Origin of the sequence: Priestia iocasae (genome assembly GCF_016909075.1) — a bacterium.
GTDB lineage: Bacteria > Bacillota > Bacilli > Bacillales > Bacillaceae_H > Priestia > Priestia iocasae.
The window spans coordinates 627239-642853 of sequence record NZ_JAFBFC010000001.1 but is presented as its reverse complement, the minus strand read 5'-3'; the positions used below and the strand labels follow the sequence as shown (position 1 = coordinate 642853).

The 15615-nt window shown below is 38.3% G+C and carries 13 protein-coding genes; all 13 read right to left on the bottom strand.

Annotation, left to right across the window (positions count from 1 at the left end):
* Positions 1-11: 11 nt before the first annotated feature.
* The 13 genes from pknB to JOC83_RS03190 all read right to left on the bottom strand — a co-directional run bounded on the left by pknB (position 12) and on the right by JOC83_RS03190 (position 15468).
* Entirely contained in the window at positions 12-1982 is a 1971-nt protein-coding gene (gene pknB / locus JOC83_RS03250; RefSeq protein ID WP_205184796.1) for a Stk1 family PASTA domain-containing Ser/Thr kinase, read from the bottom strand.
* 5 nt (positions 1983-1987) lie between these two features.
* Positions 1988-2731: a Stp1/IreP family PP2C-type Ser/Thr phosphatase gene (locus JOC83_RS03245; RefSeq protein WP_205183664.1), complete on the bottom strand. Its 744-nt coding sequence runs from the start codon at positions 2729-2731 to the stop codon at positions 1988-1990.
* 4 nt (positions 2732-2735) lie between these two features.
* Positions 2736-3827 (bottom strand): dual-specificity RNA methyltransferase RlmN, encoded by a 1092-nt coding sequence (gene rlmN / locus JOC83_RS03240; protein ID WP_205183661.1) that lies wholly within the window; start codon positions 3825-3827, stop codon positions 2736-2738.
* 2 nt (positions 3828-3829) lie between these two features.
* Positions 3830-5173 (bottom strand): 16S rRNA (cytosine(967)-C(5))-methyltransferase RsmB, encoded by a 1344-nt coding sequence (gene rsmB, locus JOC83_RS03235; RefSeq protein WP_205183658.1) that lies wholly within the window; start codon positions 5171-5173, stop codon positions 3830-3832.
* Entirely contained in the window at positions 5160-6116 is a 957-nt protein-coding gene (gene fmt / locus JOC83_RS03230; RefSeq protein ID WP_205183655.1) for a methionyl-tRNA formyltransferase, read from the bottom strand. The genes rsmB and fmt overlap by 14 nt, the downstream gene beginning before the upstream one ends.
* Complete coding sequence (gene def, locus JOC83_RS03225; protein WP_205183652.1) at positions 6117-6596, bottom strand: peptide deformylase; 480 nt, start codon at positions 6594-6596, stop codon at positions 6117-6119.
* A gap of 61 nt (positions 6597-6657) precedes the next feature.
* Positions 6658-9072: a primosomal protein N' gene (priA, locus tag JOC83_RS03220; protein WP_205183650.1), complete on the bottom strand. Its 2415-nt coding sequence runs from the start codon at positions 9070-9072 to the stop codon at positions 6658-6660.
* On the bottom strand, positions 9069-10283 hold the full coding sequence (coaBC, locus tag JOC83_RS03215) for a bifunctional phosphopantothenoylcysteine decarboxylase/phosphopantothenate--cysteine ligase CoaBC (protein ID WP_205183647.1): 1215 nt from the start codon (positions 10281-10283) through the stop codon (positions 9069-9071). The genes priA and coaBC overlap by 4 nt, the downstream gene beginning before the upstream one ends.
* A 171-nt stretch (positions 10284-10454) precedes the next feature.
* Positions 10455-10685: a DNA-directed RNA polymerase subunit omega gene (gene rpoZ / locus JOC83_RS03210; protein ID WP_205183644.1), complete on the bottom strand. Its 231-nt coding sequence runs from the start codon at positions 10683-10685 to the stop codon at positions 10455-10457.
* 2 nt (positions 10686-10687) lie between these two features.
* Positions 10688-11302 carry a guanylate kinase gene (gene gmk / locus JOC83_RS03205; RefSeq protein WP_205183641.1) on the bottom strand — a complete coding sequence of 205 codons (615 nt, stop codon included), beginning with the start codon at positions 11300-11302 and terminating at the stop codon, positions 10688-10690.
* Positions 11303-11314: 12 nt separating this feature from the next.
* The gene (locus JOC83_RS03200) at positions 11315-11575 is read right to left on the bottom strand and encodes a DUF370 domain-containing protein (protein ID WP_205183639.1); all 261 of its coding nucleotides are present in this window, start codon (positions 11573-11575) and stop codon (positions 11315-11317) included.
* 68 nt (positions 11576-11643) lie between these two features.
* The gene (locus JOC83_RS03195; RefSeq protein ID WP_205183637.1) at positions 11644-12519 is read right to left on the bottom strand and encodes a YicC/YloC family endoribonuclease; all 876 of its coding nucleotides are present in this window, start codon (positions 12517-12519) and stop codon (positions 11644-11646) included.
* A gap of 270 nt (positions 12520-12789) precedes the next feature.
* Complete coding sequence (locus JOC83_RS03190; protein WP_205183635.1) at positions 12790-15468, bottom strand: calcium-translocating P-type ATPase, SERCA-type; 2679 nt, start codon at positions 15466-15468, stop codon at positions 12790-12792.
* Between the last annotated feature and the right edge of the window lie 147 nt (positions 15469-15615).

Below are 15615 nucleotides of genomic sequence, written 5' to 3'. Positions count from 1 at the left end.
ACTCCTTATTTTTATGATTCTTCATAATCAATGACTGTATCTTCTATCACATTGCCATCACGAATCACTTTGTACCCTGCTTGATCTCCATAAGGAATCATTAACTGAATATTTTCAGTTACTGTTTCTGTAATCGCCAATTCTTTATAAGGAACGGTCATATCATATTGTAAGTCCTCTACATATATCTGCACTTGTTGAGGCTGACCCTCTATCGTAGGTTCATATGGAATGGTAATCGTTCTCGTAATCGTCTTAGGCGGCTTTTCTTCTTGTCCGTCAGAAACAGTAATCGTAACAGTATCTCCTTTTTGAACATTTTCATTCGGCATTGGACTTTGTGAAACGACTAGCCCCTCACTTACTGTATCAGAATATTCCCTATTGCTGACAACTTCAAGTCCATACTCTGATAAATAGTCTTGTACGCTTTTTTCCGTCCATCCTACAAAGTCTTTTAACGCAATGTCAGGAGGGCCCGTACTAACCCAAAATGTAACAGTTGTTTCTTCTGGAATGACTTGCTCTGTTTCTTTTGGCACTTGATCTACAATTGTACCTGGCGTCTCATTGCTCTCTATATCGACGGTTCGAATTTCTTTAAAATTCCGATCCTCTAGCAGCGCTTTTATTTCCTCTACGTTTCGACCAATATAACGATCAAATGTTACTTTTTCTTTCCCAGCACTGCGATAAATAGTAATGAAAGCACCCTCTTTCACCACTTCTCCTGCCTCTGGATCCGTTCGAATTACCTTACCTTCTTCAATGCTATTATCAGGGATCACTTGCGTGTCTTGAACTTTAAATCCCATTGATAATAGCTGAGTAACCGCGCGTTCATATTCTTCATTTTGCAAATCAGGAACAGTCATATCTTTTGGCAATAAAAGCGATGGAATAAACGTAACAGCAGCAACACTTCCTACTGCTAGAAAAAGAAGGATAAGTAAGAGTGTTGGAAGAATTTTACGTTTCTTCTTCTTACTCTCCTTCGCTTCCACTTGTGGTTTTTCTTTTACTTCAGGTTTCTCTTCGTTTACTGAAGGTCTGACAATGGTATCGTCTATTTCAGTATCTAAATACTCATCCGTAATAACAGGAATTGCTTTTGTTACTTCATCATCGTCTGGGATTGAAAATTTCGCTTCGCTCAATCGCTCAGGTTCTAGCGCAGTTCTTAAATCTTCTTCCATTTCTTCTACAGATTCATAGCGATAAAACGGATCTTTAGCAGTTGCTTTTAATACAACATTTTCAATACTTTGAGGAATTGAAGGGTTCCATCTTTTCGGTGAAGGCGTTTCTGTTTGTAAGTGTTTGAGTGCGATTGAGACAGCAGATTCACCCGAGAATGGAACACGCCCTGTCAATAATTCAAATAATACAATGCCTAGTGAATAAATATCTGATTTTTTATTGGCTAATCCTCCCCTAGCTTGTTCGGGAGATAAATAATGAACCGATCCTAAAACAGAGTTTGTGTGAGTAATAGTCGTTGAGCTTAATGCAATGGCAATTCCAAAATCGGTTACTTTGGCTATATCATTTTCATCAATTAAAATATTCTGTGGCTTCAGATCTCTATGTACAATCCCATATTGATGAGCATGCGCAATCGCGGATGTAATTTGTATCATAATATTTATTGCTTTCTCAATAGGTAGAGGAGGTTGTTGTTGAATATACTGCTTGAGCGTATGCCCCGCTACATATTCCATCACAATATAGTAAATATCCTCTTCTTCCCCAACATCGTATATACTCACAATATTAGGGTGGGCGATGCTCGTAGCTGATTGTGCTTCACGATGGAAACGCTTTATAAATGACTCGTCATTTGCAAAATCTAAACGAAGCACTTTAATTGCTACATCTCGCTCAAGAATCATATCTCTAGCTAAATAAACGTTAGCCATTCCGCCTCCGCCGATGACTTGTAAAATCTTATAACGATCATTTAGCCGCTTACCAATTAGCACCGCTCTCACCTACTTTCACTTATAAAATCAACAAGGGCAAGCGTAATATTATCTTCTCCGCCTAGTTCATTAGCTAAATCAATTAGATGAGAACCTTTCTGTTCTAAAGTTAGATCGGTCAAAAGAATTTGTTTTAATTGTTCCTCCGACACTTTATTTGATAAGCCATCTGAGCATAATAAAAGGACATCTTCTTGCTCAATTTCCATTGATTTTACATCGAGCGTTACTTGCTTTTCTGTGCCTAACGCTCTCACTAATATATTTTTTCTTGGATGATGTTCTGCATCTTCTCTAGAAATTTGACCATTTTTAACAAGCTCATTGACTAAAGAGTGATCTTCTGTAATTTGATTAAAGCCATACTCATTTAATAGATAACAGCGACTATCGCCGATATGACCAATTGTACAAAATGTACTTGTGCAGATAGCTGCTACAAGGGTTGTACCCATACCTTTACACTCTTCATGCTCATTTGAATACACAAATAACTCATCATTCACTTTACTAACATGTTCTGTTAACCATACAGAGGCTGCATCTGGCGAAGTGAGTTCATCTCCATTTTCCCAATAACCTTGCAATTTTTTAATAGCCATCGCACTGGCAACATCACCAGCACGATGACCTCCCATTCCATCTGCTACGATCGCTAGCCTATGACCATGGGGGTTAACAAATACCCCTCCAGAATCCTCATTGTGTTGCCGTATTTTCCCGCGGTCCGTCATAAAGACAGCTCCCATACGATCACCTCGTCTCTTCTTTACGCTCCTTCGCACGCAGCTGTCCACACGCCGCATCAATGTCATGACCTTGCTCCCGACGAATCGTTACATTAATTCCACGCTTTTTCAATATGCGTTCAAACTCAAAGATTTGTTCACGTGGTGTACGAACATAATCACGTTCTGGAACATAGTTCACTGGAATTAAATTCACGTGACATTTTAAATCTTTGATTAATGTAGCTAACTCTTCCGCGTGCTCTGCTTGATCGTTAACTCCACCAAATAAGCCATACTCAAAGCTAATTCGTCGCCCTGTTTTCTCTGTATAATATTTAATTGATTCCATTAACTCTGGCAACTTATAGGCACGGTTAATCGGCATTAAACGCGAGCGGATTTCATTATTTGGTGCGTGTAAAGAAATCGCAAAATTAATTTGTAAACTTTCATCTGCAAATTTATAAATCTTTGGAATAATACCACTTGTAGAAACGGTAATGTGTCTCGCTCCAATATTTAAGCCTTCATCACTATTGATAATCTTCAAGAAGCTTAACATTTCATCATAGTTATCAAATGGCTCTCCTATCCCCATAATTACGACATGACTTACTCGTTCTCCTTGTTCATCAAGCGCTTTTTGCACTTTTACAACTTGAGCTACAATTTCTCCAGCTTCCAAGTTTCGTTTTAAGCCACCTAGAGTTGATGCACAAAATGTACAGCCAATTCGACAGCCCACCTGCGTCGTCACACAAATCGAATTACCGTACTCATGGCGCATTAACACCGTCTCGATTGTATAGCCATCATGTAATTCAAATAAAAACTTCATTGTTCCGTCTGCTGATGTTTGCTGTACAGCCGTATTTAATGTCGTTAACGAAAAGTTATCTTTTAACAAATCACGTAACCCTTTTGATAAGTTTGTCATATCATCAAATGCTGTTACACGTTTGTGGTATAACCAATCGTACACCTGTTTTCCACGAAACTTTTTTTCGCCTCGTTCTACTAACCAATTCTCTAACTCATGTAGTTGTAATGAGTAAATGGATGGCTTGCGATTGTCTTTTGCTTCTTCTTGTTTCTTTTGTATTGCTTTTTCCATTTTTACACCTGCTTTCGTAAACATGCGATATAAAATCCATCACTGTGTTGTTGATCCGGAAGAAGTTGGATTTGACCATGTTTAACGTTTTGTTTAAGTTGCTCCGGCACTCTATCTACGAACGTATTATCTTCTTTGAATTGATCATTTTTTTGTAAAAAAGCATGCACTACATCACTGTTTTCTTCTTGATCAATCGTACATGTACTATACACTAATATACCATTACTTTTCAAAAGAGGCGCAACTGCTTCTAATATTTGAAGTTGTATATGTGACAGTTGTTCAACATCTTTTTGTGTTTTTACATATTTTAAATCTGGCTTTCTTCTCATTACACCAAAGCCTGAGCAAGGAGCATCAACTAAAATTCGATCAAAGCTCTCTTTCCCAAACGAATCGCCAGCTTTTCGGCTATCCAAAACGGTTGGCTCAATGTTCGTAAGTTGTAAACGCGTTGCTTGTTCAGCAATTAGCTTTACTTTATGATCATGAATGTCTAACGAAATAACCTTCCCTGTGCCTTTTAACAATTCAGCAATGTGAGTCGATTTTCCACCAGGCGCTGCGCAACTGTCTAGAACTGTTTCGTTTTCTTCTACATTCAAAGCATGAGCCACAAGCATTGAGCTTTCATCTTGGATAGTAAACATTCCTTTTTTAAAGGCTTCTGTATAGGCGGCATTCCCTTTTTGAACCTCTAACGCCTCGGGGGCAAACTCACCTTTCTCTACAGCAATACCTTCTTCTTGCAATTGAGCTTTTACTTCATCAACTGTAAAGCGTGCGGTATTCACACGAATGGTTTGTTTTGGAGCCGTTAAATTCGCCATACAAATTTCTCTTGTGCGATCCATTCCATATTGTTCTGCCCAACGTTTCACAAGCCATAGAGGATGACTTGTTTCAATCGCTACTCGCTCTAATGGATCTTGAATTTCTTCAAATGATCTTACCCCTTCACGTTGAATGCTTCGCAATACGCCATTTACCATTGAAGAAATACCTCTATGACCTTTTTGCTTCGCAATTTCGACTGCTTCATGAATAATCGCTCGGTCCGGTACACGATCAAGATAGATCATTTGATAAACTGATAAACGCAATAAAACACGTACCCAGGATTGTAACTTTTTTGGATTTTTAATAAAGGGCGCTAAGTAATAATCTAGTGTGTCCCTTCTTTGAATACTTCCGTACACAATCTCAGTTAACAACCCTGCGTCTTTTCCTCTTACTTCATGCTTTTCAATACTTTTATTTAATAGTAAATTACTGAATGCTTGATTTTTTTCAATTGATAGCAAAATATCTAATGCAATACTTCGCACATTATAACGACTCATAATAGTCTCCTAGCTTTGTTCCTTTTTCAAGGTTCGTACCACGTAAAAATTGCTCGGCACTCATTCTCTTCTTACCTGATGGCTGTATATCTGTTAACTTAATAGCCGTTTCATTTCCCGTTGCAACGATGAGCCCATCTTTATCAATAGCAATGACAACACCAGGCTCTGCATCTACAGTAGGTGATTTCACTTTTTCTCCCCACCATACTTTCAATACTTGTCCCTCTAATGAAGTGTAAGCAACTGGCCAAGGGTGCAATCCTCGGATATGATTGTAAATCTCTTCACCTGTTCGACTCCACTCAATTTTCTCTTGCTCTCTCTTAATATTAAAAGCAAATGTTGCTTTTTCATTATCTTGAGGAATTGGTGTAAGCTTACCTTCTAATAAAGGCGGTACGGTCTCAGATAATAATTTTGAGCCAGCTTCTGATAGCTTATCATGCAACGTTCCGACATGATCTTGTTCCTCGATTGGTACTTCGATCGTTGTTAAGATATCCCCTGCATCTAGCTTTTCAACCATATACATAATGGTTACACCTGTTTTTTCTTTTCCTTCTAAAATAGAGTAATGAATAGGTGCTCCACCACGTAACTCAGGTAAAAGAGAAGCATGAACATTGATACAACCATGTTTCGGTGCATCTAAAATCACTTTTGGTAAAATTTGACCAAATGCGGCTGTTACAATTAAATCCGGCTTGTAAGCTAATACTTTTTGATATTCTTCTTCCAACCGAATTTTTTCAGGCTGAAGCACTGGAATTCCATGCTTTTCTGCTTCTACTTTTACAGGTGGTGGTGTTAACACTTTTTTGCGCCCCTTTGGACGATCTGGCTGTGTTACAACTGCAGAGATATGATAACCATCTTGAATTAACGTCTGTAGAACTGGAACAGAAAAATCTGGTGTTCCCATAAATACGATATTCGTCATTTAATTCTCTCCTCCAAGCTCATCTTCTTCATAATATCGCGTCACTTTTGCTGTAAATAATACACCATGCAAATGATCAATTTCATGTTGAATAGCACGTGCTAAAAACCCTCTTGCTTCTAAAGTAAATGGTTTACCACGACGGTTGAGCGCTTTTACTTTAATGTGATTAGCACGAGTCACATCACCAAAAAGGCCCGGAAAACTAAGGCAGCCTTCAGGACCTTTTTGCTCACCGTACTCCTCAATAATAACGGGATTGATTAGCTCAATCTTTCCGTGACGATCGCCAACATCAACAACCGCAATTTGTTGCGAAATGCCTACTTGAGGAGCAGCTAATCCTACTCCATCTGCTTCAAGCATTACGTCATACATACCATTTAACAATTTAATTAGCTTATTATCAAACTGTTTGACAGGTTCGCATTCTGTTTCAAGAACCTTATCAGGATAATAAACTAGATTTAATTTTGCCAATGTGTAACCTCCTACAAGACTCTCTCTTTTATTTCTTTCCAAATCGATTATCTATTAACACTTACATCATAGAATAAGGGTGTAAATCAATCGTAATGGTTAAGTTATTCTGCTGAACTTCCTCTTGATACCGCTCCAAAATATACTTTAAAAGAGGAATCAATCTCGGTTCCAGCTTGTATTTTATCATGCATTGATAGCGATATCTATCTTTTATCTTTGCGATTGGCGATGTAACCGGACCCAATACAATTGTTTGATTTGATAAATGTTGTTTTAAATACTGACCAATTTTATCTGTTACCGATACTACTTTTGCAATATTTTCATGTGAAACCGTCAGCAACGCTAAGTAATAAAAAGGTGGATAACGATGAAGCTTGCGTGTTACCATCTCTTGCTCATAGAACGTATCATAATCATGCTGACTAGCTAATTGAATACTATAATGTTCAGGAGTATAGGTTTGAATGACAACCTCTCCAGGGAGCTTATGCCGTCCTGCTCGACCGCTCACTTGCGTTAACAACTGAAAGGTCTTTTCAGCTGCTCGAAAGTCTGGTAAATGAAGCATTGTATCGGCCGATAATACGCCCACTAATGTTACATTGGGAAAATCGAGGCCTTTGGCAATCATTTGCGTACCTAATAAAATTTGTGCCTCACCATTGCCAAACTTATTTAACAACCTCTCATGTGCCCCTTTTCGACTTGTTGTATCCACATCCATACGAACAACAGACGCTTCTGGCAACATTTTCGTCAGCTCTTCTTCTACTTTTTGAGTACCTGTACCAAAGTAACGAATATGATCGCTGTTGCATTCTGGACAAACCGTGTGAACCGACTGCTCAAAGCCACAGTAGTGACACTTTAACATATTTTGATAGCGATGATAAGTTAATGAGATTTCACAGTGTGGACAAGAGTGAACAAAGCCACAGTCTCGGCACATCACAAAAGAAGAGTGCCCTCGTTTATTAAGAAATAAGACGATTTGTTCTCCTTTTTGTAGACGATCTTGCATCTTTTCAAAAAGCAAAGTCGAAAACATGGATCGATTACCACTTCGCAACTCCTCACGCATATCAATAATATCAACTGAGGGTAATGCGGCATCGTTCATCCGCTTTGAAAGTGTTAATAATTGATACACACCCTTTTGCGCTCTGGCAAAGGATTCTAACGTTGGCGTTGCACTCCCAAGAATGACCGGGCATTGATGATGCTCACCTCGATAAATAGCTACATCACGAGTATGATAGCGCGGGTTTTCTTCTTGTTTATAACTTGTTTCATGCTCTTCATCAATAATGATAATGCCTAGATTTTTAAAAGGAGCAAATACCGCAGATCGTGCACCTACTACAACTGATACTTCTTTTCTTTGAATTTTACGCCACTCATCATACTTTTCACCTGTCGAAAGGCCACTATGAAGAACCGCTACTTTCGATCCAAAACGTCCTTTGAATCGCTTCACCATCTGTGGTGTTAATGAAATTTCAGGAACAAGCATAATGGCTTCTTTACCAGCTTGTAACACCTTATCAATTGATTGCAAGTATACTTCGGTCTTCCCACTACCTGTTACTCCATACATGAGAAACACATTATGCTTATCTTCTTCAATATGATTTAAGATGGGGGAAATAGCTTTTGATTGTTCATCGGTTAAGGTAAACGGCTTTGATTGTGCAAAAGACGCATCATCATAGGGATTTCGATAGACCTCAATCTCTGTTTCTTTCAAAAGTTTTTTCTCTACTAACGATTTAATGGGCGCTTGAGTTATTTGAAGCTGATCCATTAGTTCTTTTAAGCTAATTTCTCTTGGGTGTTGAACAAAAAAAGATAACACCCTCTTTTGCTTTTCAGCTTGCTTAGAAAGCTCGTCCATTTGACTTTTTAATTCTTCTGTTGAGGCAATTGGCTTAATAGCTTTCATTACCTTTTTGTTTCCACGATTTTTCACGAGATAGACAACTTCTAGCAATCCTTTTTGAATATCTCGATAAAAGAACGAAGCTGCATTTGTTTTCTCCACTTCACTCCAGCGCACACAGTTCTTTCCCACAAAAAACGGACGCACACTCTCATGTAATGCTTCAACAGCTTGGTCGTTTACTAACGTAATTTCTTTATCATATTTCGCTTTCATTGCTGCTGGTAACATCGCTTGAAAAGCGGAAATAGCAAAACATAGCGTTCGTTCTGTAAGCCATTCACCAAGCTCTAATAATTCACTTGTTAAAACAGGTGTTAAATCTAACATTTCGTCTATTGCTCGAAGTCGTTTTACATCCGTTTCTTGTTTTAATCCAATAACAAACCCTTGTACTTTTCGAGGACCAAAAGGTACAATGACTCTCATCCCTGGTTGAATAATGCCTTGCCATTTATCAGGAACAGCATAATCAAACGAACGGTCTGTTTGCTTCGTCGCCACGTCCACAATGACACTTGCTATTTTCATTCACGTAACCCTTCCATCATCATTTTCACTTCATGTAATATATTCTTGGCTACTTCATGCTTTGTTAAAAGTGGTAACTTCTTTTGCTCACCATTTCGTTTATAAAAGGTAACAACGTTTGTATCCACCCCAAACCCAGCACCTTCTTCTGTTACATTGTTCGCAACAATCATATCTAAATTTTTCTTTTGAAGCTTTCGTTGTGCATATTCATCTACCTTCTCTGTTTCTGCGGCAAAGCCAATGAGTAATTGATGTTCTTTTCGTTCACCCAATGTTTTTAAAATATCTTGCGTTCTCTCTAACTCTATAACCGCTTCACCAGGCTTCTTTTTCATTTTTTGATCATGAACATATTTAGGTCGATAATCAGCAACAGCAGCTGATTTCACCACAACATCCGTTGTATTATATCTCGCCATGACTGCTTCGTACATTTCTTGTGCACTATCAACTTGAACAATCTCTACCCCTGAAGGATATGGAATGGTCGTCGGCCCTGTTACTAACGTTACATTTGCCCCTTGCTTTGCTGCTTCTTCTGCAATTGAATAGCCCATTTTTCCAGTTGAACGATTTGTCATAAATCTCACAGGGTCAATCTTCTCTTTCGTTGGACCAGCCGTCACTAGCATGTTAACACCTTTTAAAAGCTGTTTAGCCTCTCGTTCACTTGTAAAATAGTGAGTTAACACACTCACTATCGTTTCAGGTTCTTCGAGTCTGCCTTTCCCAACATATCCACAAGCTAAATAACCTTCACCTGGTTCTAAAAATTGATAGCCAAACGAAGCTAATGTGCTCATATTTTTCTTTACAGCAGGATGATCGTACATATGAACATTCATCGCAGGAGCAATCCACACAGGTGCAGTAGCAGCAAGCAACGTTGTTGAAATCATGTCATCAGCAATACCGTTCGATAACTTCCCAATCATATTTGCAGTCGCCGGCGCTACTAAAATAAGATCCGGCCAATCAGCTAAGTCAATATGAGCAATGACTGCTGGGTTTTTTTCATCAAATGTATCGGTGTACACAGGATTGCGAGAGAGCGCTTGAAATGTTAATGGTGTAACAAACTCACATGCAGACTGTGTCATGATGACTTTTACTTCTGCTCCAGCTTGGACTAGTTTACTTGTTAATGCAGCCGCTTTATATACGGCAATGCCTCCACTTACACATAATAAAATACGTTTACCCTTCATGTTTCTATCCCCTATCCTGTATGTATGAAATCATCATCCATTCCTTGTTGCATCTGATTTACACAAGTTTTACTTTAAAGTTTGAATGAGCTTGAAATGATGGTCAAGTAAAATGTTTATGAATTCAAAAAAATAACAACCTATTAGATAGGTTGTTATTTTTCTCGTACCTTACTCGCCTAATTCTTCTGAATCATTGCTGTCTTTTGTAGATGTTGTATAGTGTAACACTTCTGCATTGATTTCTTCCAATGCTTTGCCTACAAATTTATATGAAACAGGCTTGGTAATTTCACAATTATCATTTACTTGTAATTGACGAGCACGTTTAGCTGCCACTGTTACAAGTGTATATTTCGAGTCTAATTTTTGCATTAATGAATCAATAGATGGATAAAGCATAATTATTCTACCTCCAGCATTCTTTTATAACGTCTTGCTACACGATCACGTCGACAATGTTCTGCCGTAACAATAGCCTTAATACGATCACACGCACGATCGACTTGATCATTTTCTACTACGTAGTCATAAGCGTCCATCATTTCAATTTCTTCTTTTGCTACTTTCATACGATTATTAATTAAATCTTCTGATTCCGTCCCGCGACCAATGATTCGACTTTTTAATTCTGTCAAACTCGGTGGAGCCAAGAAAATAAACAATCCTTCTGGAAACGCTTCTTTTACCTGAAGAGCACCTTGCACTTCAATTTCTAAAAAGACATCTCTTCCTTCTGACAATGACTGTTCAACATAATCAATTGGTGTACCATAATAGTTGCCTACGTACTCCGCCCACTCTAATAGTTTTTTATGCTCAATCATATGTTCAAATTCTTCATGACTCTTGAAGAAATAATCTACGCCATTCACTTCGCCCTCACGTGGGCTTCTCGTTGTAGCCGAAATTGAATAATGCAACTCGATATCTTCTTGTGAAAACAACGCTTTTCTTACCGTTCCTTTTCCAACGCCAGATGGCCCAGACAGAACAATTAGTAAACCTCTTTCTTTCATCAGTTGATTTGCCTACCCTTCTAATAATTCTTCTTTATTTGTTAGTCGTTGTGACACTGTCTCTGGTTGAACAGGTGCTAACACCACATGGTCACTATCCATAATAATAACAGATCGTGTTTTTCGCCCTAGTGTCGCATCAATCAACGTTCCTCTATCTTTAGCATCCTGCACAATGCGCTTAATGGGTGCAGATTCTGGATGAACAACAGAAATCATGCGGTTAGAAGAAATAAAGTTACCAAAACCTATATTAATTAATTTACCGCTCATTAATCAATATGCCTCCTATTGTACCCTCTAATGTATAATAAATCATTAATAGAGTTGAACTAGATTCGTTATTCAACGTTTTGAACCTGTTCTTTAATTCGCTCAAGTTCACTTTTCATCTCAATTACACATTGAGCAATCTCACTGTTATTTGCTTTTGCGCCAATCGTATTCATTTCCCGATTCAATTCTTGTACAAGAAAATCTAACTTTCGACCAACAAGTGTTCCTTCATGCATAGCTTTTCTAAATTGTGAGAGGTGACTTTGAATTCGAGTTAACTCTTCATTAATATCTGCTTTATCTGCAAAAATAGCAACCTCTGTTAACACTCTTTGCTCGTCAAACGCATCATTTACATACTCTTGAAGTTTACGTTGAATTCTTTCACCATATTGCTCTGCCACAGTAGGTGCTAATAGAGCAACCTGATCACGCAAACGACTAATATTGTTTACATGAGAAATCAAATCTTCATAAAGGTCGTTACCTTCTAATTGTCTCATTTGAACAAGTTGTTCAGCAGCCCTTTTAGTAGCCTGAAGAACGAGGTCATAAGTAGAGGTTTGATCTGTCTCTTCTTCACTCGTCGTTAAAACATCCGGCATATGAAGAATATCTTGCAACTTTATACCATCAGAAATCTTATACTTTTCTTTCGCTTCTTGCAAGACTTGAATGTATTGATCAAGAAGGTTAAAGTCAGTTTGAAGCTTCTTCTGAGCTATTCCTTCACCAGAAACCGTGACAAATACTTCTATTCGGCCTCTTTTTATGTATGTTTGTATGAGCTTTTTTACTTTATCTTCTATTTCTATTAATTGTCTTGGCATACGGATCATCACTTCACAAAAGCGATGATTAACAGACTTCATTTCGACTGTTACAGTGTATTGATGATTTTCTGCTTTTCCTCTGCCAAAACCTGTCATACTATTTATCATCGTTATCACATCCACTATGTACATCTTACATAAAAAGCAATCTAAAAGAAAGTGTTAGATCAAAAAATCTATAATTATACATACAACAAACTGGACCGCTATAAGAAATCAAGAACACCTAAGGGTTTGATTAACGGTCCAGTTTATATAAAACAAAGGAATAATGGTTTTCAAACATCTACAAGAGATTTGGTATGAAGCAATCCGCTACACTACTTACTGATATGGTCTAAATTTATACAACTTACAATCCTTTTTTCAGCTTTTTAATTAGGATTTTTTTCTTGTTAATAACGAGCCGGCTAACAAAAACGTTGGCACACTCGCTAAACCTAAAATAATGAGCCATTCTCTTGGTGCAATCGACATCGTATGGAAAATTGGCTGTAAAGGTGGATAATAAATGACCACAAGCATAAGTAGAATAGACGAAATAACCGCCCCTACTAAGTATAAATTTTCAAAAGGATTGCGATCAAAAATTGACTTTTCACTTCGACAATCAAACACATGGATAAGCTGCGCCATTACTAGCGTAGCAAATGCAATGGTTTGTGCATATTCTAAGTTTGCTGGCGTATCATCATAGACAATCATAAACGCAGCCAATGTGACAACTCCAATTAAAAATCCTCTACTAATTACTTTCCAACCTAACCCTCTGGCAAATACACCTTCTTTAGGGTGTCGAGGCTTACGCTTCATTACGTTCTCTTCTGGCTGATCTAACCCAAGGGCCATGGCTGGCAGTCCATCCGTCACTAGGTTGACCCATAGAATTTGAATAGGCACTAACGGTAAAGGTAAAGCCAACAACATTGCAAATAACATAACAAGAATTTCACCTACGTTCGACGCTAGTAAGTAACGGATAAATTTGCGAATGTTTTCATAGATATTGCGTCCTTCTTTTATTGCAGATTTAATGGTCGCAAAATTATCATCTAATAAAACAAGGGAAGAAGCTTCTTTTGCAACATCCGTACCTGTAATCCCCATTGCAATCCCAATGTCTGCTGCTTTGATGGCAGGTGCATCATTCACTCCATCTCCTGTCATGGCTACAATATGTCCTCTTGCTTGAAGTGCTTTTACAATCTTAAGCTTATGTTCTGGGGATACACGAGCATAAACATAGACGTCATCTACCACTTCTTCTAACTCTTCTGTTGTCATCTTTGATAAGGACGAACCATCTAGTACTTTACCACCTGGCTTTAAGATTCCTAGCTGAGAAGCGATGGCTTTTGCTGTAATAACATGATCACCTGTAATCATAACTGTTTTAATACCAGCTTGGTTACATTCTTTTACGGCTTGCTTTACTTCTGGTCTTGGTGGATCAATCATGCCTTGTAATCCTAGAAGAGTAAGATTACGTTCTGCATCCTGTTCGTTTCTTACCTGTTCATTTGGTGCAAGTTCACGAAATGCAATCGCAATTGTCCGCAATGCTTGACTCGCTAATCCATCAATTGCACTTTTCACTTCTGTTGTAGCAGTTCCAGTTAAGGCTTGCTTTTTATTGCCCCATAAAATTTCTTTGCTGTTAAGTAAAAGAACATCCGGAGCTCCTTTTGTAATGATGTATCTTCTATTATATGAATCTTCTACAACAACACTCATCATCTTTCGAGTTGAATCAAATGGAAATTCTTGTACAAGCTTAAATTGAGTCTTCGCACTTGTATCATCTAATCCTGACTTCATTGCTGCTACTAACAGCGCAGCTTCTGTTGGATCTCCATCAATCACATACTCATCCTCTTTACGAATAAGCTGCGTTTGGTTACAAAGCAATCCAAATAGAAGTAATTGTTGAAGTGGCTTAATGTTGGCCGGCTGAACCTTTTTATCCTCCATATAAAACTCACCTTTTGGTTCATAGCCTGTTCCTGAAACAGTCCATGTTGTGCCACCTGCCCAAAGGTGTGTAACAGTCATTTTATTTTGAGTCATCGTTCCTGTTTTATCTGAACAAATGACCGATGCGCATCCTAGCGTTTCAACAGCCGGAAGCTTCCGAACAATCGATCTTTGCTTAATCATGCGCTGTACACCTAGTGAAAGCGCAACTGTTACAATTGCCGGCAAACCTTCAGGTATGGCCGCTACAGCTAACGAGACTCCAGCTAAAAACATCGTGTAGAGATCATGACCTTGAATCACACCCACAACAACGACTAACAACGTTAATAGTAATGCAACAACAATAAGAATCTTCCCAAGTTGCTCTAGCTTGCGTTGTAAAGGTGTAATCATCGTCTCAGCACTCTGAAGTAAGTTTGCAATCTGTCCCATCGCCGTGTTCATACCCGTTCCGACAACAACTCCAATTCCGCTTCCTCTTGTTACCAAGGTTCCCATGAACGCCATGTTCTCTTGGTCTCCGAGTGGAATGTCATCTCCTTTAAGAGCTATCGTTGTTTTGGCAACAGGAAGTGACTCACCTGTTAAAGCAGACTCTTCAATCTCTAAGCTTTTCGCCTCAATGATCCGTAGATCTGCTCCAATGCGATCTCCACTTGTAAACTTTACAATATCTCCTAACACCAACTCTTTCGATGTAACTTTTGTCCACTCTCCACCTCGCATAGCCATCACTTGTGGTGCAGATAATTCTTTTAATGCATGTAGTGACTTTTCAGCGCGCCTTTCTTGATAAAACCCTAAGCAACCATTTATAATCACAATGGCGATAATCGCAATTGCGTCAATATATTCACCGAGCAAACCTGAAATTAATGTAGCAGCTAAAAGGACCAGTACCATAAAATCTTTAAATTGTTCTAAAAATAAAAGAAGAGCAGACTGTTTTTCTCCTTCGTCTAACTCATTTAGTCCGTGCTCTTTTTGTCGAGCTGCTACATCTTGTTCAGTAAGCCCCGTGTCTTTTTCTGTTTTTGTCATTTCTAACGTTGCTCGCTCACTTAATTCATACCATTTCATTTCATCCCTTCACACCCTTTTACATGAGTTCAATGTTTCTAAATTTATTGATGCTTATATCGTATGCTTATTCAGACTCGTCCTAAAAAATGCTATACTTTTACGAAGGATTGAAATGTTAAACAATGAAGGTCCATTTATTTAGTT